The sequence below is a fragment of the Methanoculleus sediminis genome, from assembly GCF_001017125.1.
GTDB classification, from domain to species: Archaea; Halobacteriota; Methanomicrobia; order Methanomicrobiales; family Methanoculleaceae; genus Methanoculleus; species Methanoculleus sediminis.
On sequence record NZ_JXOJ01000004.1, the window covers coordinates 69,927 to 91,634 of the forward strand.

Here is a 21,708-nt window from a genome sequence, read left to right on the forward strand (position 1 = left end):
CTCCGTGTCGCTTGAGTATAAATGCCTGATCTGCGTGGCGCGAAAGTGGCCGGCACCGGACCGGCGTCCGGAATACGCGTAATCTAATATATCTCCACTGATATTTGTATGGTGATCTCGTGTCAAAAAGAGCCGTTGATGCAGTTTTTCAGGCACTATTCCTCCTCTCCGACGTCCGGTTCCTGCTCCGGGAGACCGCTCCCGGGCATGACCTCGACGAAGGCCAGAAGGAGCGCGCCGCAACAACCCTCGAAAAGGTGAAACGGCAGGTTGCAATCCTCGAAGAGGAGTTGGTACGGTGAAGTGCGCGGTCGATATCGAGTCCCGCGACGTCGAGGAGATGTATATCAACATCGACCCCATCCAGGCGGGCGGGCGGCTCACCGCCGATGCGATGAAGGCGGCGATATCCTTTGCTGACGGCTACTCTGTCTGCGACAACTGCCGGAGCCCCTTCAGGCTCGACTACATCAAGAAGCCACCCATCGCGCAGTTCCACGCGGACCTCGCCGCGTGGCTGAATATGGACGCGGTGCGGGTGGTGCCGGGAGCGCGCCGGGGGTTCCAGGCGGTCGCGAGCACCTACGTGGAGAAAGGCGACCCGGTCATCGTGACGGCGCTCGCCCACTACACCGAGTTCATGGCGGTCGAGGAAGCGGGCGGGATTCCGCTCGAGATCCAAAAGGACGTAAAGAACCACATCACCCCCGACGCCGCTGCAGAGAAGATCGAGGCGGTGATCCGGGAGTTCTCGAAGACGCCGCCCCTGCTCTTCATCGACCACGTCGACTACCAGTTCGGGAACGTCCACGACGTCGCGGGTATCATAAAGGTCGCCCACCAGTATGACATCCCCGTCCTCGTCAACGGGGCCTACACGGTCGGGATCATGCCGGTTGACGGGAAAACTCTCGGCGCCGACTTCGTGGTCGGGTCGGGCCACAAGAGCATGGCGGCCCCGGCGCCCTCCGGCGTCCTCGCGACGACGAACGAGCACGCGGAGCGGGTCTTCAGGACGACGCAGGCGAAGGGCGACGTCACCGGCCGGACGTTCGGGATAAAGGAGGTCGAGATGATGGGCTGCACCCTGATGGGCGTCACCGTCGTCGGGATGATGGCCTCGTTCCCGCACGTCAGGGAGCGGGTGAAGCACTGGGATACCGAGGTGGCGCATTCGCAGGCGGTCACGGACGCCCTCCTCTCCATCGAGGGGACGAAAGTCCTCTCCGACTACCCGCGGCAGCACACCCTGACAAGGATCGATACCCGCGAGTCCTTCGATAAGGTGGCAGAGCAGCACAAGAAGCGCGGCTTCTTCCTCTCGAGCGACTTGAAGAAGCGAGGCGTCACCGGCGTCATTGCCGGCTCCACGAAGGTCTGGAAGTTCAACACCTACGGGCTGACGGAGAAGCAGATCCGGCACGTGGGGGAGTCGTTTGTCGGGATTGCGCGGGAGAACGGGTTGAATATTGTCTGAGGGGCTCCTCGGAATTCTTTTTTTTAGAGCAGGTGGCTGTAACCCGGGGCGTAGTTCTCACGCCCAAGAACAGCGTATATACGAGGTAGTCGGGCCCTGACCCTAGAGTCCACAAATTATCCTTCAAAGTGGACAATGCAGGGTGATCACTTCAATGGTGTTACTGCGCACGTTAAACTGTCAGGAACGTGGGCAAAACCCGGTACAGTGGACCGTGGGATTATCGCCTTGGGGTGGCGATATCCCCTCAAAATCCGTGCATGAATGCACGTGAACACGGAACGTACGAGAACCCTCCGGGGTTTAAAGTGCGACAGGCAAGGGATGGGGATTCAAACGTCTACCGGTGCAGGGTTTCAGAGACTCAAGGAGCCGCAAAGTTTTGCGAATGGTGTCTGTATGATTCGGCATGCAAGTATCATCGGGTGGAGTTGCACCTAATTCTTCACCCCACCTCCTCAACCACCCCGTTCTTCGCCCGATACCGCCGCACCGTCGCCGCTGCCCGTTCCGCGAGACCCGCCGCATCGATCTCCTCTTCGAGTTTCACGATCGTCTCCGCGGGCGCCGCCGTCGAGGGGTAGCGGGGGGCGACCGTGCACCCGACGTCTCCCGGCCGCGCCTGAAACGTCCCGATGGCGCGCGCTCGGTCGACGACCTCCGTCTTGTCGAACCCGATCAGCGGCCGGAGCACCGGAACGGTCGCCGCAGGAGCAATCACCGCCATGTTCGCCAGTGTCTGGGATGCCACCTGCCCAAGGTTGTCGCCGCTGACCAGAGCGGTGGCTTCCCACTCGTTTGCAAGGAGGCTCGCCACCCGGAGCATGAACCGCTTGCAGAGAACGCACCGGTAGCGCGGCTCTTTCAGCCCCGTAATCGCCTCAAAGAACGGCTCCATCTTCACGACCAGGAGGTCGAGAGGGTGCCCCGGTACCCATGTGGAGAGCCGGGCGTGGTTCTGCAGGACGTTCTTCTCCGCATCGGCACCCCCGAACCGACCGCCGTGCATGTTGACGTGCACCATCAGGCACCCCCGGCGCATCATCAGCCACGACGCGACCGGCGAGTCTATTCCTTCCGAGAGCAGGGCCATCACCTCACCCTGCGTCCCGTAAGGGAGCCCGCCCGGCCCCGCAATCTTCTCGTCGTAGACCAGGCCGCCGAACTCCCGGGCTTCAACGGATATCTCGTAGTCGGGCGCCGTCAGGTCGACCCTCGCCTCCGGTATCCGGTCGAGGACGGCCGAACCGACCGCCGCCGCGAGCTCCTGGCTGCCGAACCCCTCGACGCCCGACCGGCGCGCCCTGACCGCAAACGACATCCCTGGCCGTAGACACCTCTCCGCGTGCTCGACGGCCGTGGCCGCGAGTCCCTCGATATCCGCCGCGGTCACCGTGCAGACGCTGGTGCTCACCACCCCGAACGTTCTCGCGGCCGCCGTGGCAATCCGCCGGGGCTCGTCGCCGTAAATCATGATCCTCCCCCGGTAAGTCTCGATACGGTGGGTCAGTCCCTCGCTCTCCAGCGCGAGCCGGATATTCTCCGTCAATATCGATATATACCGGCGTTTCACCGTCTCGCTCTTGAGGAAGATCTCGCCGTACCTGACCATCACAGCTTCCACGAATCCGCACCTCCTTCCCGGTAGCCCCCGGCGGCGATCGCCACGTCCTCGAATCCGAGTTCCTTCACCGCACCGAGCAGTTCCTCAAGCCTCCGCCGGTGTGCCGGGTCGGCCTCGACGGAAGCACGGTTGCCGCCGGTACACCGGACCCGTATCGTCCCCGGGATCTCGCGCGCGAGGAGGGCTTCCGCCGCCGCGACGAGCGCGAGGCATTCCCGGGTGACCGGCTCGCCGGTGGGGATGCGGGTTGCAAGGCACGCGGACGGCGGGCGGACGGGCACCCCGAGTTCCCTCGCAAGGGCCTCGACATCCGCCTTCCCCATGCCGCACTCGGCGAACGGGCTCCTGATGCCGAGTTCGGAGAGAGCCCGCATTCCGGGCCGGGTATCCGCACGATCACCGGCGTGGGTCCCGTCGACCACCGTCCGGCATCCCTGCCGCCGTGCCTCCGCCACGACCGCCTCCATCATCGCCTGCTTGCAGACATAGCACCGCTCCGGCCGGTTCTCCCGGACAGCGGGGATCTCGAGCATACCGAGCGGTATCACGATGTGTTGAACGCCCAGGCGCTCAGAGAGTTTGCGCGCCGTCGCGAGCTCCCCCGGCGGTGTAAGGCCGGTATCGACGCTGATGGCGATCGCCTGAACCCTGTGATGCCGGGCGAATGCCAGCAGAACCGAACTGTCCGTTCCACCGGAGAGCGCGACCGCAACAGGTTCGTACGATCTCAGGAGCGCATCTAGCCCGCGAGCTCTCATCATCTGCTCTTCATATGCTCGCTCGTCCTAGATGAATGTTCGCGAATCGCGCCAATTCCCGATTTCTGCACGAAGAGCAAATGATTTTTAACAGAGGCACTCCGAATGTGTACTGATATGGCGAAGAAAGCGAGTGCCAAACAGGCAGAACCCATGAAGCTCTTCTATATCTTTTACAATCAGGAGCGCTGGGACAACTGGATCAAGACGCTGGAAGAAGCAAGTTTCGAGCCCGCCGAGGGCGACGAGGTCTCGGAAGGCGAGCAGATGCTCTACAGTTTCACCGAAGATATCACCCTCTCGGTCCTGAAGATCATCCGCCTCTACCAGAACGGCCGGTTCACGAAGGAGGAAGCCATCGAGAAACTCGACGACGTGGAACTCATCGTCATGACCGGGCTTCCCGAGGGAGAACTCGAGGAGATCATCGGGTCGCTCCAGCTCTCGCTGCTGGTGCTCTTCACCGCCTGCCGGAAGTACCTCGAGGGCGGGTTTGAGACGGACATCAAGGCCCTCGTGAAGAAGGGCAAGGGCATCGACGAGGAGAACCTCGAGGAGGCGCTCGAGGTTGCGGCGAATATCGGGGCCGCCGTGGTCGACGGCGCCACCTGCTGCGCGAAGTACATCAAGGACAACGTGGAGAACCCGGGCCTCTTCGACGAGTGGCTCATCGAGATCGAGACCATGAGCAACGCCATGAAGTCGCTTTCGAAGTTCGACGAGGAGCCCGGCGAGTCGTCGTGATTGCGGATAAGGCCCGGTTCCGGGCGGCACGGAAACTTGAGCGGGCAGCAGGGTTCCGGCTCCCGGACCATGTCTTCTCGGGCGCGTTTCTTGAGTCGCTCGGGAAGGCAATCGACTTCGAGAACCTCGATCGCCGGACGCACGAGCAGCTCCTGGCCTTCTTCCGCGACTTCATGGACTGCAAGTGCAAGAACGCACCCTTCTGCGGGTGCCCGGAGAGGAAGTTCACCCTCACCATCATCGAGTTTCGGGAGCTGGGGCTCGATCACCGCCAGATCAGCGCCCACCTCCTCGACGAATACGGGATTGATCTCTACCCCGCCGACATCCTGAGTTTTCTCGAAGACTCCGTCCACATGCTCGAGGCGATACGGGACGTCGCCGAACTGCAGGGGCGGGAGAAACTGGCGGAGAACGCCATCGAGCACATCAAGAAGATCGAGCACTGAACCGCTCTTTTGCTACTGCGCCCGATCCCCGGGGTTCCGCATCATGGGGGCGACGTTGCACCCCGCCATCTCCCCGAAGCAGAAGATAAACCGCTCCCGAATACTCGTCGGCAGCCTCGACTCCGGGATAGGTTCGAACCCGAGCCTCTCGTAGAACCCGATCAGGGGGAGGGTCGAGTGAATGTAGATTGTTTCGGAGCCGCATTCGTCGAGGAGCATCTGCACGGCCTCCTTTGCATACCCGCTCCCGCGGTACTCGTCCAGGGTGAAGACGCAGTCCATCTCGAGGCCGCCCGAGTGAAGGGTGCAGCGGGCCGTCGCCGCAAGGACACCGTCGACAAAGACGGCGAAGATCCTCTCCCGCGTCGCGTCGGCCTTCTGGCCGCGGTAGCGCGTCCAGACCTCCTCTGCAAGCGGAAACTCGCCATGCTCCAGTTCTCGGACCTCCTTCTTCATCGTCTCCCTCACGTGTAGACACACATTGCAGCATCTGGTATTTCAACCGGACGGGCAGGACATCCCCGGCGTTCGGGATAAGGCGATTGGTGAACGGGTTGCATATCATCGGATTCAGAGCATGCCGGGCCAGGGGACGCCGAGACCTTCGGTCAGCTCCTTCAGTTCGTCGTGGATACCCCGGTCGATCTTGAGGAGGACCAGGATATAGACCAGCCCGCCGACCGCGACCGCTCCGAGGACGACGAAGACGTTCGTGAGAGGGACGACGAACGAGTAGGCCGCAACAACGGCACCCATCACGAGCGCGGCGAGGACGATGTGCCCCACTGCTCCGCGCTCAATCCGCACGTGGATGCTCCGGGAGAGGGCGCGATGGGCGAGCGTCGCGTTCAGCACCATGGTCGCGAGCGTGGCCGCCGACGCCCCGACGATGCCGTAAGCCGGGATGAGGAGGATGTTCAGGCCGATGTTGATGATAACCGCGACTGCCGTTACCCTGAACGAGTCACGCGGCCGGTCGAGGGCGTTCAGGCACATCGTCTGGAGGAACATGAAGACGTGAGCTACCTGGACAAGCAAAAGTATCGAGAGGGTTGTCGCCCCGGCGGTGGCTGACGCCGTGTAGAAGAAGTAAAGGAGCCGCTCGCCGAGGAGCCATCCACCGGCGAGGACGGGAACCGCGAGCAGGAGGGAGTAGGTGAAGGCACGGGCAAGCGCACGCTCCACCAGAGGGAGTTCGTCCTGTTTCCCCCAGAAACTGACCTTTGGATAGAGAGTGGTATGGAACGCTACGGTGACGAACGTCGCAATAGAGGTGAGCTGGAGCGCCACGCGGTAGATGCCGACGTCGGCATCGGTCAGGAAGTAACCGATCAGGATGGTGTCGGCATACGAGAAGACGAGGTAGCCGCTCGCACTGAGAAATGTCCAGAACGAGAAGGCAAAGAGACTCTGAATGTGTGATCGGCGAAATCGTGCTGGGGAGAGTTCGAGGAAACGGAAGTTGAAGAGTCCTGACGCGAGGAGCCCGGCGACGAACCCACCTGCGAGGCCCGCAACGCCGTAGCCGAGGAGGACCGCGGCGACCTGAACGACTATCCGGATCAGCGTATCAATCAGGCCGCCGATCTGGTTGACGCCGACCTTCCCGGTGCCGTAGACGCTGTATGATGCGATGTTCGTGAAGACGCTGACGACCAGCGCGATGACCAGCCAGGGAAAGACCCCCGAAGCGGTGAGATCGGTGAGGTAGGGGCGCGCAATGAAGAGGAAGCCGACCGAGACAGACAGCAGCATCACCCGGAGAAAGAGAAACGCGGTGAAGAATGCGTTCTGGTCCTCCCCCTCGCTGATCCGCTTTACAGCAGCGCCCCCGAACCCGCCGTCTCCGATCAGGTTGAAGACGCTGAAGTAGGCGACAAAGATGAAGTACGCGCCCAGTATCGATAGACCGACGGTATGAGTGAAGAACATCGTGGAGAGAAACCCGACCGCGGTGAGGGTCAGCGTCGAGGCGAGGCTGATGACACTCTGGCGCTGGACGGGGTCGATGCGCATGACACGGGCAAGATACCCGGAGGGGCGGAACACAAGCAGTGGTTTCGCCGTGAGAAGCCTTATTGCTTTTGAACCGGAGAGGAGGCGGCTATGATCCGGCAGGGCGGATGTTCCTGTCTCGATACGGGAGCCGCGATAACGTCATAGCAGAGCGGTGCCAATGTATAGTATCACTATTCAGTAGTCCGGTAAAGGGCACGTTACAATACTATCGGTGGTGAGATATTGGACGTAGGGGTAATCGGTGTTGGAATGATGGGCAGGAACCACGCCCGTGTATACTCGGAACTGAAAGCGGTGGACTCGCTTCACCTGTTCGATCTCAACGAGAAGGCGGCCCGGGACCTTGCCGGCGCCTTCGGGGCAACGGCCACCCCGACCGTTGAGAGCCTGCTTGAGCGCGTGGATGCCGTGAGTGTCTGCGTCCCGACGCCCTATCACTTCGGGGTTGCGGAGACGGTCATCGATGCCGGGGTGCCGCTGCTCATCGAGAAGCCCATCTGCGCGACGGCGGAAGAGAGCCGACGGCTCATCGCGAAGATCCCTGACGGTCTCGTCGCCGGCGTCGGGCACATCGAGCGGTTCAACCCGATCGTTCCCGAGATTAAAAAGATCGTCCGCCATCCTCTCTACATCGAGATGAAACGGCATAACCCGGCCTCTTCCCGGGTGAGCGGCTCCTCGGTCGTCGAAGACCTGATGATCCACGACGTGGACATCATGCGTAACGTCCTCCTTCCGGCCGGCCCCTATCAACTCGCCGGCAGCGGCAACGAGGATGTCTGCAGCGCCCTTTTCTCATTCGGAAGGACCCCGGTCTACCTCTCTGCAAGCAGGAAATCCTCAAAGAAGATCCGCATGATCTACATCGAGGAAGAGGAATTCACTGTCGAGGGGGATTTCATGGCCCAGGAGATCTACATTCACAGAAAACCCGGGCAGTATGCGGTCGAAGACGAGCGCTATGTGCAGGAGAACATCATCGAGAAGGTGCTCGTGAACAAGCAGGAGCCGCTCAAACTCGAGCTTTCGACGTTCCTCGACTGCGTTGCCCGGAAAAGGGAGTTCCCGGTCAGCCCCGCACAGGCATTGCTGAATATGGAGATCTGCGAGAACGTCGCACGGTTTTTTGCGGCTTAAGGGGTGGTTTTTGCAATGAGCAGCAGATTACAGTTGATCATCGATAGAATTGGGCCCATCAGGAATATCGGCGTGGTCGGCATGGGCTACGTCGGCATTCCCGCCGCGGCGCTCTTTGCGGATGCCCCCGGGTTCGACTTCGTCCGGGGGTTCCAGCGCAACTCCCCGTCCTCCGGTTACAAGATTGCCATGTTGAACCGCGGCGAGTCGCCGCTCAAGGGCGAGGAGCCGGGACTGGAAGAACTGCTTGGAACGGTCGTCAGCGCGGGGAAGTTCCGGTGCACCTCGGACTTCTCCGAGATCGCGGAGTGTGACGCAGTGACACTCGCCATCCAGACGCCGTTTAAGGATCCGAAAGACCTGATCCCCGACTTCTCGGCCCTGATCGAGGGGCTCCGGCAGGTGGGAAGTCACCTCTCGGAGGGCACGCTCGTGGTGCTCGAGTCGACCGTCACCCCGGGCACGACCGAGCGCATGGCCCGGGAGATCCTCGAAGAGGAGTCGGGGCTCACCGCCGGCGAGGAATTCTGCCTCGCCCACGCCCCCGAACGGGTGATGGTCGGACGATTGCTCCGCAATATCCGGGAGCACGACCGGATCGTCGGGGGGATCGACGAGGTCTCCACGGCGCGTGCAGTGGAATTATACCGGCCGGTGCTCACGACCGGCAAGATCATCCCGATGACCGCGACCGCGGCCGAAGTGACGAAGACCGCCGAGAACGCCTTCCGCGACCTTCAGATTGCTGCTGCAAACCAGCTGGCTCTCCACTGCGAGGCGATGGGTGTCAACGTCTACGACGTCCGGGCGGGAGTCGACTCCCTCAAGGGCGAGGGGATCACCCGGGCGATCCTCTGGCCGGGTGCCGGGGTCGGCGGGCACTGCCTCACGAAGGACTCCTGGCACCTCGAACGGGGAGCGCAGGTCCTCGGTGGGGACCTCTGGTATCCGCACGGGCCAGAATCGATCTTCGGCGTCGCACGGATGATCAACGAGTTCATGCCCCGGCACATGGTCCACCTGACCCTCGAGGGACTCAAACGGGCGGGGGAGTCTCCCGAAGGTGCGAAGGTCGCTCTCCTCGGGTGGGCGTTCATCCAGAATTCGGACGACGCGAGAAACACTCCTGCAGAGCCCTACCTCGCGGCGATGGAGGAGGCGGGTGCGAAGGTCAGGGTTCACGACCCGTTCGTGGAAAGGTCTCCGGGTATCGAAGTCTTGCACGACCTGGACGCGACCCTTGAGGGAGCAGACGTCGTCACCATCTTCACCGGTCACCACCATTATGCCTCTCTCGATCCGGTGCGGGTGAAGGAGTTGTCGGGGAAAGTGCACCCGGTCATCGTCGACGGCAGGAACGTCGCCGACCCGGACGCCTTCATCCGGGCGGGCTTCGTTTACAAAGGCATCGGCCGGGGCGACAGAAACAGCCATCCGATCCAGGAATAACCATGAAAATCGCATCGATTGTCGGCGCCCGGCCGCAGTTCATCAAGTGCGCTCCCGTCTCGCGGGAGCTCAGGAAAGAGCACGAGGAGATCCTCGTCCACACCGGGCAGCACTACGATCACGGCATGTCGGAGGTTTTCTTCGAGGAACTCGCGATACCGAAGCCCGACTACAACCTCGGCATCGGCTCCGGGACCCACGGCCGTCAGACAGGAGTAATGCTCGGGGCGATCGAGGATGTTCTTGAAAGGGAGAAGCCCGACGTCGTTCTGGTCTACGGCGACACGAACTCGACCTTCGCAGGCGCGCTTGCGGCGGCGAAACTCCATGTGCCGGTGGCGCACGTTGAGGCGGGGCTCCGGAGCTTCGATCGCCGTATGCCCGAAGAGCTGAACCGGGTGCTGACCGATCACGCATCTGACCTCCTCTTCTGCCCGACGAAGACCGCCGTTGCGAACCTCGCCGCCGAGGGGCTCACGAGGGGGGTTCACCTCGTCGGCGACGTGATGGTCGATGCGATGAACTACAACCGCTCGATCGCGGAAGAGCGCTCCCGGGTCCTTGAGGAAGTCGGTGTCGGGCCGGGGGAGTATCTCGTCGTCACCGTCCACCGGCCGTCGAACACGGATGATCGCGAAAAAATGGTCGCCATCCTCGGCGCGCTCGGAGAGGCCGGGAAGCCGGTCGTCTTCCCGGTTCATCCCCGGACATGGAAGTGCCTCACAGGATACGGCCTTCTTACGAAGATGCCGGAGAACATCCGGGTCGTCGAGCCGCTCGGCTACCTCGACATGATCCGCCTGACGGCGCACGCGGAAAAGATCCTCACCGACTCCGGCGGCGTCCAGAAGGAGGCCTACATGCTCGGCGTCCCCTGCATCACCCTCCGGGAGAACACCGAGTGGGTCGAGACGGTCGAGACCGGGTGGAACGTGCTTGTGGGGGCGGAGAAAGGAAGAATTACAGATGCTATCCGGCATTTTTCGCCAGGCGTGCGGCAGAGGAACCTCTTTGGGGATGGGAACGCCAGTGTTCTGATCGGGAAGATCCTTACCCGCCACCAGAATACCCGATCCGGGTAACGGTTGGCGGTATGTGAGGTAAATGGAGCGATGATCGAGGCCTACACGCTCACGCCTCAAATCCTGGCTATCGCACGACATCTGATCCTGCCCGGTGCATTCACCGTGTTGCAGTTTGCCGGAGTTTCCTTATGAGTCGGCATGCTCGACGTCTGCCCGGCGCCGCCCCTCCACGATAAAGTATAAGTCTCCCGAAGGACAGTTGGAGTCGTTCAGCCCCCTCATTTGTGCCCGGTGATACCGGGGAAGGTCCCGGGCAGGGGGGCGCAAACGAACTCCGGATTATGCGTATCTGCATGCTCACCACTACTCACCTCCCCCACGACGGGCGGATATTCGAGAAAGAGGCAAAGAGCCTTGCAAAGGTGCATGATGTCACGATCATCGCCCCTTCGGACGGAGAGGGCCTTCGGGAGGATGAAGGCGTGCAGATTGTCTGCGTCCGAAAACCCTCTTCAAACTTCCTCCACCCCCTGACCCTCTGGCGGGCGTTTTGGGCATGCCTGAGCCGGGAGTGCGACGTCATCCACTGCCATGAGCCCGATGCCCTCCTCATCGGCGTCCTTACGAAGTTTCTCAAAGGGCGGCGAGTCGTTTACGACATCCACGAGCACTGGCCGAGCGAGATCCCGTACGATATCGGAGTCAGGAATGGGACCTTCTTCACAGGGTTGCTCGAATCCCTGCTTTCCAGAGGGGAGGTCCTGCTGGCACGATTCGCCGATGCAAAGATTGCCGTCAGCGAGAGCGTCGCGGAGCGGTTCGGTCGGAACGGGGCGGAGCCTGTGATTGTATCCAATTATTCGGTTGCCGGCTCGGTGCCGCCGGCGCCGCAGGCAGGACGCAGCCGCAACCTGGTCTACATGGCCGGAAACATGCAGTTGTTTCACGGCATCAGGGAGTGCATCCAGGCGATGTCGATCGTGGCGGCAACGTTTCCCGACGCCTCCCTGACGCTTGTCGGGAATGTCCGCGAGGATATCGGTGCGATCGCGGCGAAGACGGATCCGAGACCGGCGATCACGATGACTGGCTACCTTCCTTACCGGGAGATGTACGAGACCCTGCGCGAAGGCAGCATCGGCCTCCTCGTCTTCCAGCCCGACTACTACAACGCGTACATCGGCCTCCCGAACAAGCTCTTCGACTACATGCTCTGCGGCCTTCCTGTCGTTGCGAGCGACTTCCCGGAGATCCACAAAGTGGTCGGCGACGCTGATTGCGGGGTGCTGGTCGATCCGACAAACCCGGATGCGATCGCCTCCGCGATCGTCTACCTGCTCGAGCATCCGGACGAGGTGCGGAGGATGGGGGAGAATGGGCGGAAGGCGATTCTAGAGCGGTATAACTGGGGGGAGATGGAGAAGAGGCTGCTCGGGGTATACAGGCAGGTTGAGGAGGCGGGAAGGGGCGATCGATTCCGTGGCTGCAAAACAGGATAATTCCGGCCCTGACTGGTGCTCCTATCTCTCGCGTGCAAGATACCCGGCTTTCGCTGTAGATTCCCGGGTTATCACACGAACAGCATCGCTCCGTGTGGACACGCCTGCCGCAGGGTTGCATGAGCTCGTTTGGCAAAGTCTGGAGGAACTCACGTGAAGGAGCAAACAAGGATATTTCTGGTATCTCCATCCCCCTCAACATTCACACAACGCGATCTCGAGGCAATCAGACGGGAATACCTGGTCCGGGAGGCCGTCATCAGCAACTACCAGGGGAGAAACGGCCTGAAGCGCTCTTTTCGGATTGCATTCGAGATCCTTCGGGGGGTCCTCTGGGCCGATCTCACTTACTCCTGGTTCGCCCACAACCACTCCTACCTTGCCGTAATGCTGGCAAACCTCCTCGGCAAGAGAACTGTCGTCGTCATCGGCGGATACGAGGTCGCAAGAGAACCGGAGATCGGGTACGGCGCCCTCCTCGACCCGAAACTTGCAAAACGAGTGGATTACATCATCCGGAACGCCGATCACATCCTCGCGGTATCGGAGTTCAACAGGCGGGAGATACTGGAATTGAGCGAACGCCGCCACGTTGCCGTCGTCTACAACGGCATCGACTGCACACAATTCTGCCCTGACGAGGAGAAAGAAGATCTCATCATCACTGTCTGCCAGATCAGCCGGAGTAACATTACGCTCAAGGGTCTCGATACGTTCCTTGAGACTGCGAAACGCCTCCCGGACCTCCGTTTCGCCGTCATCGGCCGCGATCTTGACGGGAGCATCGAGGATCTGAGACGGGGCGCCCCACCGAACGTTGAGATTATTCCATCCTCTTCTCAGGGCGAACTCCTGCAGTGGTACCGCCGGGCAAAGGTCTACTGCCAGCTCTCCTACCGGGAATCGTTCGGCGTAGCACTTGCCGAAGCGATGTCCTGCGAATGCGTCCCCGTGGTGACGGACAGGGGCGCCCTCCCGGAGGTGGTGGGTGACGTGGGGTTCGTGGTGCCGTACGGGGATGCGGAAGCAGCGGCGGCGGCGATAGTAAGGGCGTCGCAATCCAGCGGGGGGAAGGCGGCGAGAGCAAGAGTTGAGAAGGAGTTCTCTCTGCAAGAGAGGGTGCAAAAGATCCGGAGCGTCATTGAGGAAAAACCTGTATGATCCGGATCTTTGGGATGTTCGGTGAAGCGGTTCTTCACGGCGAACGGGACGGTCTTAACCATACGGGGAGTTTTGGAGTTCTTTCGGACCGTTTCAGGGCGCTTTCCTGATGAGCGTATCGACCGATTCCCGCACGTTGTTGTTCCCGCTCAGGACGTCGTAGACGAATCGTGCGATGGGCATACCGATATTATGGTTCTTGGCCAGCTCAACTATCCCTTTAACAGATCTCGAGCCTTCGAACGTTACGCCTGACTCCAGGTAAGGGGTTTTTACGATCTTCTTTCCGACCATCAGCCCCAGTGTCCGGTTGCGGCTTTTATCTACGTTAGCGGTCAGGCTGAAATCCCCAAAGCAGCAGAATTTTGTGAATATATCCTCATCAAGAGAAATAGCCTTTAGAAATGTGCACATCTCCTTGTAGCACATGTTCAGGAAGGTGTAGTGTTCGTTATGGTTGCCGTAAACTGAATCCCACATCCCCGTGCCGATGGCGTATACGTTCTTCAACACGCCGCATAACTCGACCGCCCTGAGGTCATCCGAAAAATCCAGGATGAATTCACTGAACATATCCGACATTGTTGTTCTCAGTAACGGATCGTCGTCGACGCCTATCGTAGCGCCGGCGATATGGCCGTAGGCGATCTCATCGGCGAAGGTCGGTCCCGAGAAACAGGCCAGATCCGGGTTGCCGGTTTCTTCGCGAATAATTTCGCTCATCGTTTTGAGCGACGGGTACTCCAGCCCTTTGGCTACCGTGATGAGGATCTTGCCGGTAAGTTCGTCGTGGGTAGCGTTAACGATAGCTCGAACCTCGCTGGAGGGCACAGCGATGATTACGGCCGCACAGTCCGCGATATCCAATCTATCGCTCATCAATCTTGCACGGATATTTGGGTTCAGGCGCAGGCCCGGGAAGTAACGTTTGTTATAATTGTCGGTGTTTATCGAATCGACAACCTCCTGTCTCCTCCCGAACACGATCACTTCTCCGGCCCTCCTGGATATGCTCTGCGCAATGGCGGTGCCCATGCTTCCGGCGCCGATGACCCCGACGGCCGGTATCATCAAAACCGCCCCCGTGCACCGACGGCTATGCCCGCAATGCTCTCGGCATACCTGAGGTCCCGGATATCGTCGATTTCCGTCCATTTCAAGCCGTTCGTGAACGAGTATGCAAGGTTCCCGCTCTTTGACAGGGACTGGTAGATGAAATCGTAGTAGTTATTCGGGTTGCCTGAAACCAGGATATCCAACAGCCTTTTTACTTCGCCGATGTCCCTGCCGGCGACCTTCGAGATGCCGATAAACTCTCCGGTTGCTCTTTCTACCGGGACGGTTTTTCCCATCTCTTCAATCCGGCCGTCTACTATTTTCACTTTAAACGACTCTTCCGTGAGCGGCTTGGTATCGTCGACCGTGATCGCGGTCTGATGTATCTTCAATAAATTGTCCAGGATAGCACGATCGTACAGCACGTCGCCGTTAAAGATGACGACATCGTCATGTATGTCGGATAGCCCGATATGGAGGGAATAGGCTGTGTTTGTCGAGAGGTAGTCGCCATTGCGAACCGGATTGAGCCGAACGTCATAGGTTTTCTCCAGTTTCGTGCAGGTCTTCCGAACCATATCCGCTTTGTACCCGACGACGATGGTGATCGCGTTTACATCGAAGGATGCCAGATCCGAGACCATTCGTTCCAGTAGAGTGCAATTGTCGATTGTAAGCAGGCATTTCGGGCCGATTTTCTCGAGATCGATGTCTCTGCCCAATCTTCGCCCACTCCCTGCTGCCAGGATTATGCCGATCAAGGTGAAACACCGATCCGGTTTATCGAGGGTTACACACACCTCCCGGTTATAAGAAGATTTGTCTGATGGTTGTGTGTAGCAACCCTGCGTTGTTGGGGTACTTTCAACGGCCTGCAGGCCTCCGGCATGTCTCGTTCGGAGTGATTCTATGTCGAGTTCTGCCGTGCGGGCCATACCGGGCCGGAAAGCGGCACGGCTTTTCCCGGACGGAATTGTTGATGAACTGTATTCGACAGATGCATGAGTACCTGGATGCGAACGCAATGAGCGTGAGCACCGGATGTGCAAGCAGGTCTCCTCCCTCCGCCGGATGATCCCGGGACGGCCTTACCGGATCACGTTAGCGCTGCTCGATCAATCTACAGACTCTTTCGCATGCGAAACCGTCCGCGTGCCTGAAAACCAGCCTTCGCAGCCTGATCCTCTCCGGTTTCCATCTGTCCTGGTCGGTGAAGGAGTTCGTAAGCGCTTCTATCAGTTCATCGATACTGGTGGAGACCTCCCCCGGTGCCCAGTCGTGAAACGGTTCGAGAATGAAACCTCTCTGCTTCCGGTAGTCATCAATGTCGGGTACGTGGAAGACGATAGGTCGGTTCAGGTGAAGGTAGTCGAAGTACGCCGACGAGTAGTCGGTAACGAGAATATCGACGGCGTTCAGGAAGTCGTAGATGGTATTACCGGCTTTCCGCAGGCCATCATTCAAGAGTATGTGGATATGCTCTCCATTGTACGCCTGAAACGCATCCTCGTCGTGGGAGTGAGGTTTGCAGATGAACAGCAGGCTCTCATCCGCTATGAACCGGCGAAACTTCTCGCTTGCAAGGATCTCTTCGAGAATTTTACGGCTCGCACCGGCATCGTACTCCCGGAAGGTGGGGAGATACAGCAGGATCTTCTTTTCAGCAATATCGCCCCGACCAAGAATACGGCACAGTACGCCTACCCCGGAATCCCGGGGACTGTAAAGAGCATCGCAGCGGGGTTGTCCAAAGATCAGGATTTTCCCGGGATCGATCAGGAACGCGGAAGAGAAGACCAGCCGCTCGAACTCCGAGGTTGTAATGAGGTAGTCCACGGAACTCGCAAATCGCCGCAGTCTGTATCCTGCGGAGAGCCTTGCAACGGCGTTCGGGTAGTCGATATCGGCAAAGTACCCGATCGTCTTCAGCGGGAGACCGTGCCATAATTCGATGCTGACCTGGTTTCCGGCCTTCCAGGCGGGTGTGCCGTGGGTGCTGACGATGTACTTTGCCGTCAGCGCGTGGTAGATATACTCGCGCGATCGGCGGATAACGTGGTTTGCGCGAATGGGTGAATAAACGCACCAGATAAGTTGATGAGTATTACCGAAGCCAGATTCGAGCATTCTATCGTAGATGTATTTTGCGTTGTCTGAGTAGTCGGGTGCCGAAAAGAACAGGATTTTACGTTCGTCTTTCGGTATGAACCGGGACAGTGTCGAAAAAATGAGTGTAGCAATATCATAGGCCACCGATCGAATGCCATTGACAATATCGTGAGAGACCATCGGATCGAGGAGGGTATACCTACATTCTCATTGTTTAAGTAAACGGTTGAGGGTTGCTGATTGATCCGGCGGTTCCGGATGCGGTTGTCTGCCCGAGCACCTGGATGTGGACGCGGAGGATGAGGAAAACGATCGGAGGGCGGTTCTTGAGAGGTATAACTGGGGGAGATGGGGGGAGACTGTTCGAGGTGTACCGGGGATCGAGAGACAGGCGGAAACTGTTTGGGTCTGACAACGACCGGAAGATCTCCGGATTTCTTGCGCTTTCCACCTCGAGAACCGGTATCCTCGGGATTGCTGCCTGCATGCCGCTTGGGAGCTCGCGATCATGCTTCCGAGGGATGATCGTAAGGTCATGAATTTGCTGGGATGATCACGATCACGCCGCCTGGTACCGGTGCCCCGCCGACCTCGTCAGTCCCCGATCAAAAGCGATCCCATTCCTTGATTCTTGATGACTCGCATCATAACCGGCTGAGTCTACCTTTTATTTCCAACAATGTTGATTTTATGCTATAATTGGATAAAGTATAAGTTAATACCTGTCAAATCCATTTGTTCGAGTCAGCGTATTCTGGAACCTTCGGAACCCCGGCGGACATGCAAAGGCCGTACCTCCAAGGAGAGGCACATACACATGATTGGGATACATTATGACGATGAGTATGCGGTTGAAGAAGTTTTTCAGTTACTGAAGGTTCCCTGGGAGTGGTATAGCCCTTCATCTGTTTACGATGTTGTCATATCAAAAAACAACCACATTCCAGAAGCCTGCAACGTAATTGACCTGACAGAAAATGATATACTGAAAAAGATTGCCGATACGCTCAATGAGGGGCTTCCGCGTAACCGTAAACCGATCTGCGAAGAGTACCTGGACGCGTTGCGCCAGCAGATCAAGCGTTTCTCTCCGCTGATAGAAATTCCGCCAATCCCCTGGGGATATACCTACTCGCTTGCACTCACGCACGATGTTGATATTGCCTCTGTCAGGGAACGATCTCTTTTATCCGTCCTCTATGCGACCTACAATTGCTTTCTTCAACGGAGGTTTTTCGAGGGAGTCAAAATCGCGCTCGCGAAATTCGACCTTGCAAAGGACCCCTGGGACCTCTTCGAGACCTGGAGAGTGCTTGAGGAGAAGGATCAGGTGAAATCCACGTTTTACTTCCTGCCCCAGAACGGTCATGCGGGGATCGGGTCCCCGCAGATTCGTGCCGGATACTACTCAATCGATGATGTTCCGATCGAAGAATTGACTGCCGGCGGCTGGGAAGTAGGGGTTCACGGCATAGATAACTGGATTGATAAAGCCAGCGCCGCTGCTGAACGCATGTCGCTTCCGGGGGATGCAAGAGTCAGGGTGGGCACACGCGTACACTGGCTGCATTTCGATGAAGGCACGTGGCAGATCCTCGATGATGCGGGCTATGAGTATGATTCAACATTCGGATACAACGAGGACGTTGGATTCCGGGCCGGGACGCTGCAGGTTTACCGGCCCCGGGGGGTTGAGAGGCTGCTGGAACTCCCTCTCCACATCCAGGACGTCAGCCTGTTCGGGAGGCACTGCTGGCTTACGACAGAGAGGGGGTGCGAAAGGGCAGACTGTCTGGGTCTGGATGAGGGGGAGGCGTACCGGACCTGCAACGAGATCCTCGATCAGGCGTTGCAATACGGCGGTGTCGTCACGGTTCTCTGGCACAGTGACTGCCTGGCTGCCCCCCGCGACTGGGGTGGTGTTTATACGGGTATCATCAACAGGGCAAAGTCAGACAACGCCTGGGTAACCCGCGCAGTCGATATTGTCGACTGGTTCAGGATGCGCCGTAATGCCAGGTTAGAATATTCGAAGACCAAAGACGGCTTCAAGATCACGGTTGCAGGTCTCGAGCCGGCCCGGTCGTTGCCGCCGTTGCGTATCCGGGTTCACATCGATCCGGAGCGGGTTCAGCATGTCGATGCTGAGTACATCTGCGGCGAGGGGTATGTGGATATCAGGTGCGATAGAGAGCAGGTGGGTGTGGTTTTTACATGAGAGTCCTTATCACCGACGGAAACTTTAAACACACGCTGGCATCGGTCCGGTCTCTGGGAAAAAGGGGAGTCAATGTTACAGTGCTCTCCGACCTGCGCCTGAGCGTATCATTCCACTCAAAGTATTGCTCAAAAGGGATCTTTGCCCCTAACCCGGAGCATGACACGACTTTTCCGGAATTTGTGTACGATCTGGTCAAACGGGAGCAGTTCGATGCGATCCTGCCGATCAGTTACGCGGCAGTTGTTCAGATCTCCCAGATTCAGGAAAGACTGGAACCCTACGTCAGGGTACCTCTACCTGATAAAGCCTCGATCGATCTCGCCGGAAATAAAGACAAAACCATGCAACTTGCGGAGAGCATCGGCATTGCCATTCCAAAGACCTTCTATCCGCAGTCGCGTGAGAATGCAGAGCGGATTGCAGACTCCCTTTCCTATCCAGTGGTGGTGAAAGGAGCTCGAGAGAACGGTAATGTTGGATATGCGAACTCTCCCGAGGAACTCATGCTGCAGTACGAGAAAATATCGGCATTTTCACCAATTGTTCAGGAGTATATCCCCGGAGGGGGATACGGGTTCTTTGCGCTCTACAACCATGGGGAGGCAAGGGCTATTTTCATGCACCGGCGGCTACGGGAATACCCGGTCACCGGTGGACCGAGCGCTCTTGCCGAGAGCATCTATGATCCCGTACTGATGGAGCGGGGCCTGAAACTACTTGACAGCCTGAAGTGGCACGGCGTGGCCATGGTCGAGTTCAAGAAGGATGAGCGGACCGGCGAATACGTTCTGATGGAGATTAACCCGAAATTCTGGGGCTCCCTTGAACTCGCCATCGCATCAGGGGTGAACTTCCCCTACCTGACCTGCAGGATGGCATGCGAAGGGGATATCGAACCGGTTTTTTCCTATAAAACCGGCGTGAAGTTCAGGTGGCTCTTTCCCCAGGATATATTCCATGCGGTGACAAACCCGGGAATCCTGCCGCATTTCTTCTCCGATTTTGCGGATAGGACTATCCATTACGACATTGATTCTCATGATATCGTGCCGAACATTCTACAGATCGGCATGACGGTTGGGGAGTTTGCGCTCCGTATCAAACAGGGGAGATTCTGGAGGCCGCATGGAAGACCTCTACTTTGACTGTCACATCCACTCGAGTTACTCACATGACTCGTTGATGAGGCCAGGACGGATCCTGAAGCGGGCAAAAGAGGTCGGTTTAACTGGTGTTGCAATAACCGATCATGACACCATCCGGGGTTCTCTCGATGCCAGAACACTGGAGAAGGAAGTTGGAGTGACCGTTATCCCCGGCGCGGAGATCCTGACCGACTCCGGCGACGTCATCGGCCTTCTGGTCAATGAGGAGATTCGCTCCCGCAGGTGGGATGAGGTTATTGAAGAGATCAGGGAACAGGGAGGCATTGCCGTCCTGCCCCACCCGTATCGGGAACATCAGAATATTTCCGAACTGGCAAAAGCGGTCGATCTTATCGAGGTATGGAATGCGAGAAGCACAGTGGAGCAGAACGAGAGGGCGCTGCAACTGGCCGGGAGGCTTCAGAAGCCCGGGATGTATGGCAGCGATGCGCACACCTATGCTGAGATCGGGAACGTGAGTGCGCTGGTGGATCCCGGCACCTGGGAGGTAAAAAGAGTCGTACGTGCGGAGTACTCTTCACAATATATGGTTATTCAGTCTCAGGTAACCCATCACTTGAAACGGCGTGAGTTTTTGCAACTGATACAATCCGGATGGCGGTACCTGTGGAAGACTATAGACTGATGGTTCTCTCTGACCATTACCTTACATTTGTCAAGGACCAGGTGGAGTTGCTCGCAAAAACGTTTGCACATACTGACGTGTATGTCAGGTACCACCCGGCAACTGAAATTTCCAGGGTATTTCCGGATCCGCACCTCAAAGCTTTCCGAAAAGATTCTCTTATCGATCGGACGGCTCTGCCGGAGAATATATCTATTCACCCCATATCCCTCTTCTACCTGCCCTTCGACTACCTGTTTAAAAGGATTGGAGAGCGTTATTACAACATTGTCGGTGACAGACTCCAGAGGTCCAGAGCATATCCCGATCTTATTCATGCACATTTTATCTGGCCCAATGGTTTCGTGGGTGCGATATTGAAGAAGGAATACGGGATCCCGTTTGTCGTCACTGCGCATGGGTACGATATCTACGATCTGCCGTTCCGAGATGCGGAGTGGAAGAGGCGAATTGAGGCCATTCTCAACGCCGCCGATGTAATTATAACCGTTAGTAACAGCAACCGCGAATGCATGAAGAGACTGGATGTGACCACTCCGGTAAATGTCGTGCCGAATGGATTCAGACACGACCTCTTCTACCCGGTGCGAACGGAGACCTGCAGAAAAGCTCTTAACCTCCCCATCAATCGGAAGATTCTTCTTAGCGTTGGAAATCTGGTGGAAGTCAAGGGTTACACGCACCTGATTGATGCGATCTCCGAAGTTGTTCGAGAGAGAACGGATGTCCTTTGTCTTATTGTCGGTAGAGGAGAGTTAAAGCACAGGTTAGAAAAAAAGGTGTCATCATTAGGACTTGAACAATACGTGCGATTTATCGGAGGCAAACCACATGGCGAGATTCCGTTGTGGATGAACGCCTCCGACCTCTTTGTCCTGCCAAGCCTGAGGGAAAGTTTCGGAATCGTGCAGGTAGAGGCAATGGCCTGCGGGAAACCGGTCGTTGCCACAAAAAATGGTGGAAGCGAAGAGATCGTAATACCTGGTAAGACAGGCCTGCTCTGTGATGCTGCAGATCCGCGGGGCCTCGCGGAGAGTATCGTCAGAGCACTCGACATGCCGTGGGATGCCGATGCAATTGCGGACGAAGTCAGGCCCTATTCATGGGAAAGCGTAGGAAGAGAGATCTCTTGGATATATAGCAGCCTTATATAAGGGGAGATCATCGCACCCACCTTTTTACCGATCGT

The 21,708-nt window shown here is 58.2% G+C and carries 20 protein-coding genes; 13 read left to right on the forward strand and 7 right to left on the reverse strand.

The window, feature by feature from the left end; all coding sequences use genetic code 11:
- Positions 1 to 119 precede the first annotated feature (119 nt).
- Together SZ63_RS08885 and pscS are read left to right on the forward strand one after the other, a co-directional pair.
- Complete coding sequence (locus tag SZ63_RS08885; protein WP_048184685.1) at positions 120 to 302, forward strand: hypothetical protein; 183 nt, start codon at positions 120 to 122, stop codon at positions 300 to 302.
- On the forward strand, positions 299 to 1,477 hold the full coding sequence (gene pscS, locus SZ63_RS08890; protein WP_048184380.1) for an O-phospho-L-seryl-tRNA:Cys-tRNA synthase: 1,179 nt from the start codon (positions 299 to 301) through the stop codon (positions 1,475 to 1,477). The genes SZ63_RS08885 and pscS overlap by 4 nt, the downstream gene beginning before the upstream one ends.
- A 445-nt stretch (positions 1,478 to 1,922) precedes the next feature.
- Here the strand turns inward: pscS and thiI are convergent, their stop codons facing one another.
- Both thiI and larE read right to left on the reverse strand, forming a co-directional pair.
- Positions 1,923 to 3,101: a tRNA uracil 4-sulfurtransferase ThiI gene (gene thiI, locus SZ63_RS08895; RefSeq protein ID WP_052959118.1), complete on the reverse strand. Its 1,179-nt coding sequence runs from the start codon at positions 3,099 to 3,101 to the stop codon at positions 1,923 to 1,925.
- Entirely contained in the window at positions 3,089 to 3,862 is a 774-nt protein-coding gene (gene larE / locus SZ63_RS08900) for an ATP-dependent sacrificial sulfur transferase LarE (RefSeq protein WP_048184384.1), read from the reverse strand. Before larE ends, thiI begins: the two co-directional genes overlap by 13 nt.
- Positions 3,863 to 3,976: 114 nt before the next feature.
- On the opposite strand from larE, the gene SZ63_RS08905 reads away from it, so the two are divergent.
- Positions 3,977 to 4,603, forward strand: coding sequence for a DUF2150 family protein (locus SZ63_RS08905; RefSeq protein ID WP_048184386.1), 627 nt, complete (start codon positions 3,977 to 3,979; stop codon positions 4,601 to 4,603).
- Positions 4,600 to 5,052 carry a DUF5814 domain-containing protein gene (locus tag SZ63_RS08910; protein ID WP_048184388.1) on the forward strand — a complete coding sequence of 151 codons (453 nt, stop codon included), beginning with the start codon at positions 4,600 to 4,602 and terminating at the stop codon, positions 5,050 to 5,052. Before SZ63_RS08905 ends, SZ63_RS08910 begins: the two co-directional genes overlap by 4 nt.
- Before the next feature lie 12 nt (positions 5,053 to 5,064).
- Here SZ63_RS08910 and SZ63_RS08915 read toward each other — a convergent pair whose 3' ends face one another.
- Both SZ63_RS08915 and SZ63_RS08920 read right to left on the reverse strand, forming a co-directional pair.
- Positions 5,065 to 5,508: a GNAT family N-acetyltransferase gene (locus SZ63_RS08915; protein ID WP_048184687.1), complete on the reverse strand. Its 444-nt coding sequence runs from the start codon at positions 5,506 to 5,508 to the stop codon at positions 5,065 to 5,067.
- A gap of 114 nt (positions 5,509 to 5,622) precedes the next feature.
- A complete protein-coding gene (locus SZ63_RS08920; protein ID WP_048184391.1) occupies positions 5,623 to 7,101 on the reverse strand; it encodes a flippase in 1,479 nt (492 codons plus the stop codon).
- Positions 7,102 to 7,293: 192 nt separating this feature from the next.
- Here SZ63_RS08920 and SZ63_RS08925 point away from each other — a divergent pair, with 192 nt between their 5' ends.
- The 5 genes from SZ63_RS08925 (at position 7,294) to SZ63_RS08945 (ending at position 13,342) form a co-directional block, all read left to right on the forward strand.
- Positions 7,294 to 8,208 (forward strand): Gfo/Idh/MocA family protein, encoded by a 915-nt coding sequence (locus tag SZ63_RS08925; RefSeq protein WP_048184393.1) that lies wholly within the window; start codon positions 7,294 to 7,296, stop codon positions 8,206 to 8,208.
- Between the two features lie 15 nt (positions 8,209 to 8,223).
- Positions 8,224 to 9,657: a nucleotide sugar dehydrogenase gene (locus SZ63_RS08930; protein WP_048184395.1), complete on the forward strand. Its 1,434-nt coding sequence runs from the start codon at positions 8,224 to 8,226 to the stop codon at positions 9,655 to 9,657.
- Between the two features lie 2 nt (positions 9,658 to 9,659).
- Complete coding sequence (wecB, locus tag SZ63_RS08935) at positions 9,660 to 10,739, forward strand: non-hydrolyzing UDP-N-acetylglucosamine 2-epimerase (protein WP_048184397.1); 1,080 nt, start codon at positions 9,660 to 9,662, stop codon at positions 10,737 to 10,739.
- Between the two features lie 296 nt (positions 10,740 to 11,035).
- Positions 11,036 to 12,181, forward strand: a complete 1,146-nt coding sequence (locus tag SZ63_RS08940) for a glycosyltransferase family 4 protein (protein WP_241481298.1) — start codon at positions 11,036 to 11,038, stop codon at positions 12,179 to 12,181.
- Between the two features lie 153 nt (positions 12,182 to 12,334).
- Positions 12,335 to 13,342, forward strand: coding sequence for a glycosyltransferase family 4 protein (locus tag SZ63_RS08945; RefSeq protein WP_048184400.1), 1,008 nt, complete (start codon positions 12,335 to 12,337; stop codon positions 13,340 to 13,342).
- Between the two features lie 93 nt (positions 13,343 to 13,435).
- Here the strand turns inward: SZ63_RS08945 and SZ63_RS08950 are convergent, their stop codons facing one another.
- The 3 genes from SZ63_RS08950 to SZ63_RS08960 form a co-directional block, all read right to left on the reverse strand.
- On the reverse strand, positions 13,436 to 14,413 hold the full coding sequence (locus tag SZ63_RS08950) for an NAD(P)H-dependent glycerol-3-phosphate dehydrogenase (protein ID WP_048184402.1): 978 nt from the start codon (positions 14,411 to 14,413) through the stop codon (positions 13,436 to 13,438).
- On the reverse strand, positions 14,413 to 15,159 hold the full coding sequence (locus SZ63_RS08955; protein ID WP_048184405.1) for a phosphocholine cytidylyltransferase family protein: 747 nt from the start codon (positions 15,157 to 15,159) through the stop codon (positions 14,413 to 14,415). Before SZ63_RS08955 ends, SZ63_RS08950 begins: the two co-directional genes overlap by 1 nt.
- Before the next feature lie 340 nt (positions 15,160 to 15,499).
- Positions 15,500 to 16,687, reverse strand: coding sequence for a CDP-glycerol glycerophosphotransferase family protein (locus tag SZ63_RS08960; RefSeq protein WP_048184406.1), 1,188 nt, complete (start codon positions 16,685 to 16,687; stop codon positions 15,500 to 15,502).
- Between the two features lie 637 nt (positions 16,688 to 17,324).
- On the opposite strand from SZ63_RS08960, the gene SZ63_RS08965 reads away from it, so the two are divergent.
- From SZ63_RS08965 to SZ63_RS08980, 4 genes are read left to right on the forward strand one after another with little or no spacing between them, the layout of a single operon-like run.
- Entirely contained in the window at positions 17,325 to 18,725 is a 1,401-nt protein-coding gene (locus tag SZ63_RS08965) for a polysaccharide deacetylase family protein (protein WP_048184408.1), read from the forward strand.
- Positions 18,722 to 19,873, forward strand: a complete 1,152-nt coding sequence (locus SZ63_RS08970; RefSeq protein ID WP_048184410.1) for a carboxylate--amine ligase — start codon at positions 18,722 to 18,724, stop codon at positions 19,871 to 19,873. Before SZ63_RS08965 ends, SZ63_RS08970 begins: the two co-directional genes overlap by 4 nt.
- Entirely contained in the window at positions 19,854 to 20,519 is a 666-nt protein-coding gene (locus SZ63_RS08975) for a PHP domain-containing protein (protein ID WP_048184412.1), read from the forward strand. Before SZ63_RS08970 ends, SZ63_RS08975 begins: the two co-directional genes overlap by 20 nt.
- Complete coding sequence (locus tag SZ63_RS08980) at positions 20,519 to 21,673, forward strand: glycosyltransferase family 4 protein (RefSeq protein WP_048184414.1); 1,155 nt, start codon at positions 20,519 to 20,521, stop codon at positions 21,671 to 21,673. Before SZ63_RS08975 ends, SZ63_RS08980 begins: the two co-directional genes overlap by 1 nt.
- Positions 21,674 to 21,708: the final 35 nt, after the last annotated feature.

What these genes read in the sequence shown, in the direction of transcription:
- larE (WP_048184384.1), bottom strand. Translation starts at nt 3,862, where the DNA reads ATGATGAGAGCTCGCGGGCTAGATGCGCTCCTGAGATCGTACGAACCT.
- SZ63_RS08905 (WP_048184386.1), top strand. Translation starts at nt 3,977, where the DNA reads ATGGCGAAGAAAGCGAGTGCCAAACAGGCAGAACCCATGAAGCTCTTC.
- SZ63_RS08915 (WP_048184687.1), bottom strand. Translation starts at nt 5,508, where the DNA reads ATGAAGAAGGAGGTCCGAGAACTGGAGCATGGCGAGTTTCCGCTTGCA.
- SZ63_RS08930 (WP_048184395.1), top strand. Translation starts at nt 8,224, where the DNA reads ATGAGCAGCAGATTACAGTTGATCATCGATAGAATTGGGCCCATCAGG.
- wecB (WP_048184397.1), top strand. Translation starts at nt 9,660, where the DNA reads ATGAAAATCGCATCGATTGTCGGCGCCCGGCCGCAGTTCATCAAGTGC.
- SZ63_RS08940 (WP_241481298.1), top strand. Translation starts at nt 11,036, where the DNA reads ATGCTCACCACTACTCACCTCCCCCACGACGGGCGGATATTCGAGAAA.
- SZ63_RS08950 (WP_048184402.1), bottom strand. Translation starts at nt 14,413, where the DNA reads ATGATACCGGCCGTCGGGGTCATCGGCGCCGGAAGCATGGGCACCGCC.
- SZ63_RS08960 (WP_048184406.1), bottom strand. Translation starts at nt 16,687, where the DNA reads ATGGTCTCTCACGATATTGTCAATGGCATTCGATCGGTGGCCTATGAT.
- SZ63_RS08965 (WP_048184408.1), top strand. Translation starts at nt 17,325, where the DNA reads ATGATTGGGATACATTATGACGATGAGTATGCGGTTGAAGAAGTTTTT.
- SZ63_RS08970 (WP_048184410.1), top strand. Translation starts at nt 18,722, where the DNA reads ATGAGAGTCCTTATCACCGACGGAAACTTTAAACACACGCTGGCATCG.
- SZ63_RS08975 (WP_048184412.1), top strand. Translation starts at nt 19,854, where the DNA reads ATGGAAGACCTCTACTTTGACTGTCACATCCACTCGAGTTACTCACAT.
- SZ63_RS08980 (WP_048184414.1), top strand. Translation starts at nt 20,519, where the DNA reads ATGGTTCTCTCTGACCATTACCTTACATTTGTCAAGGACCAGGTGGAG.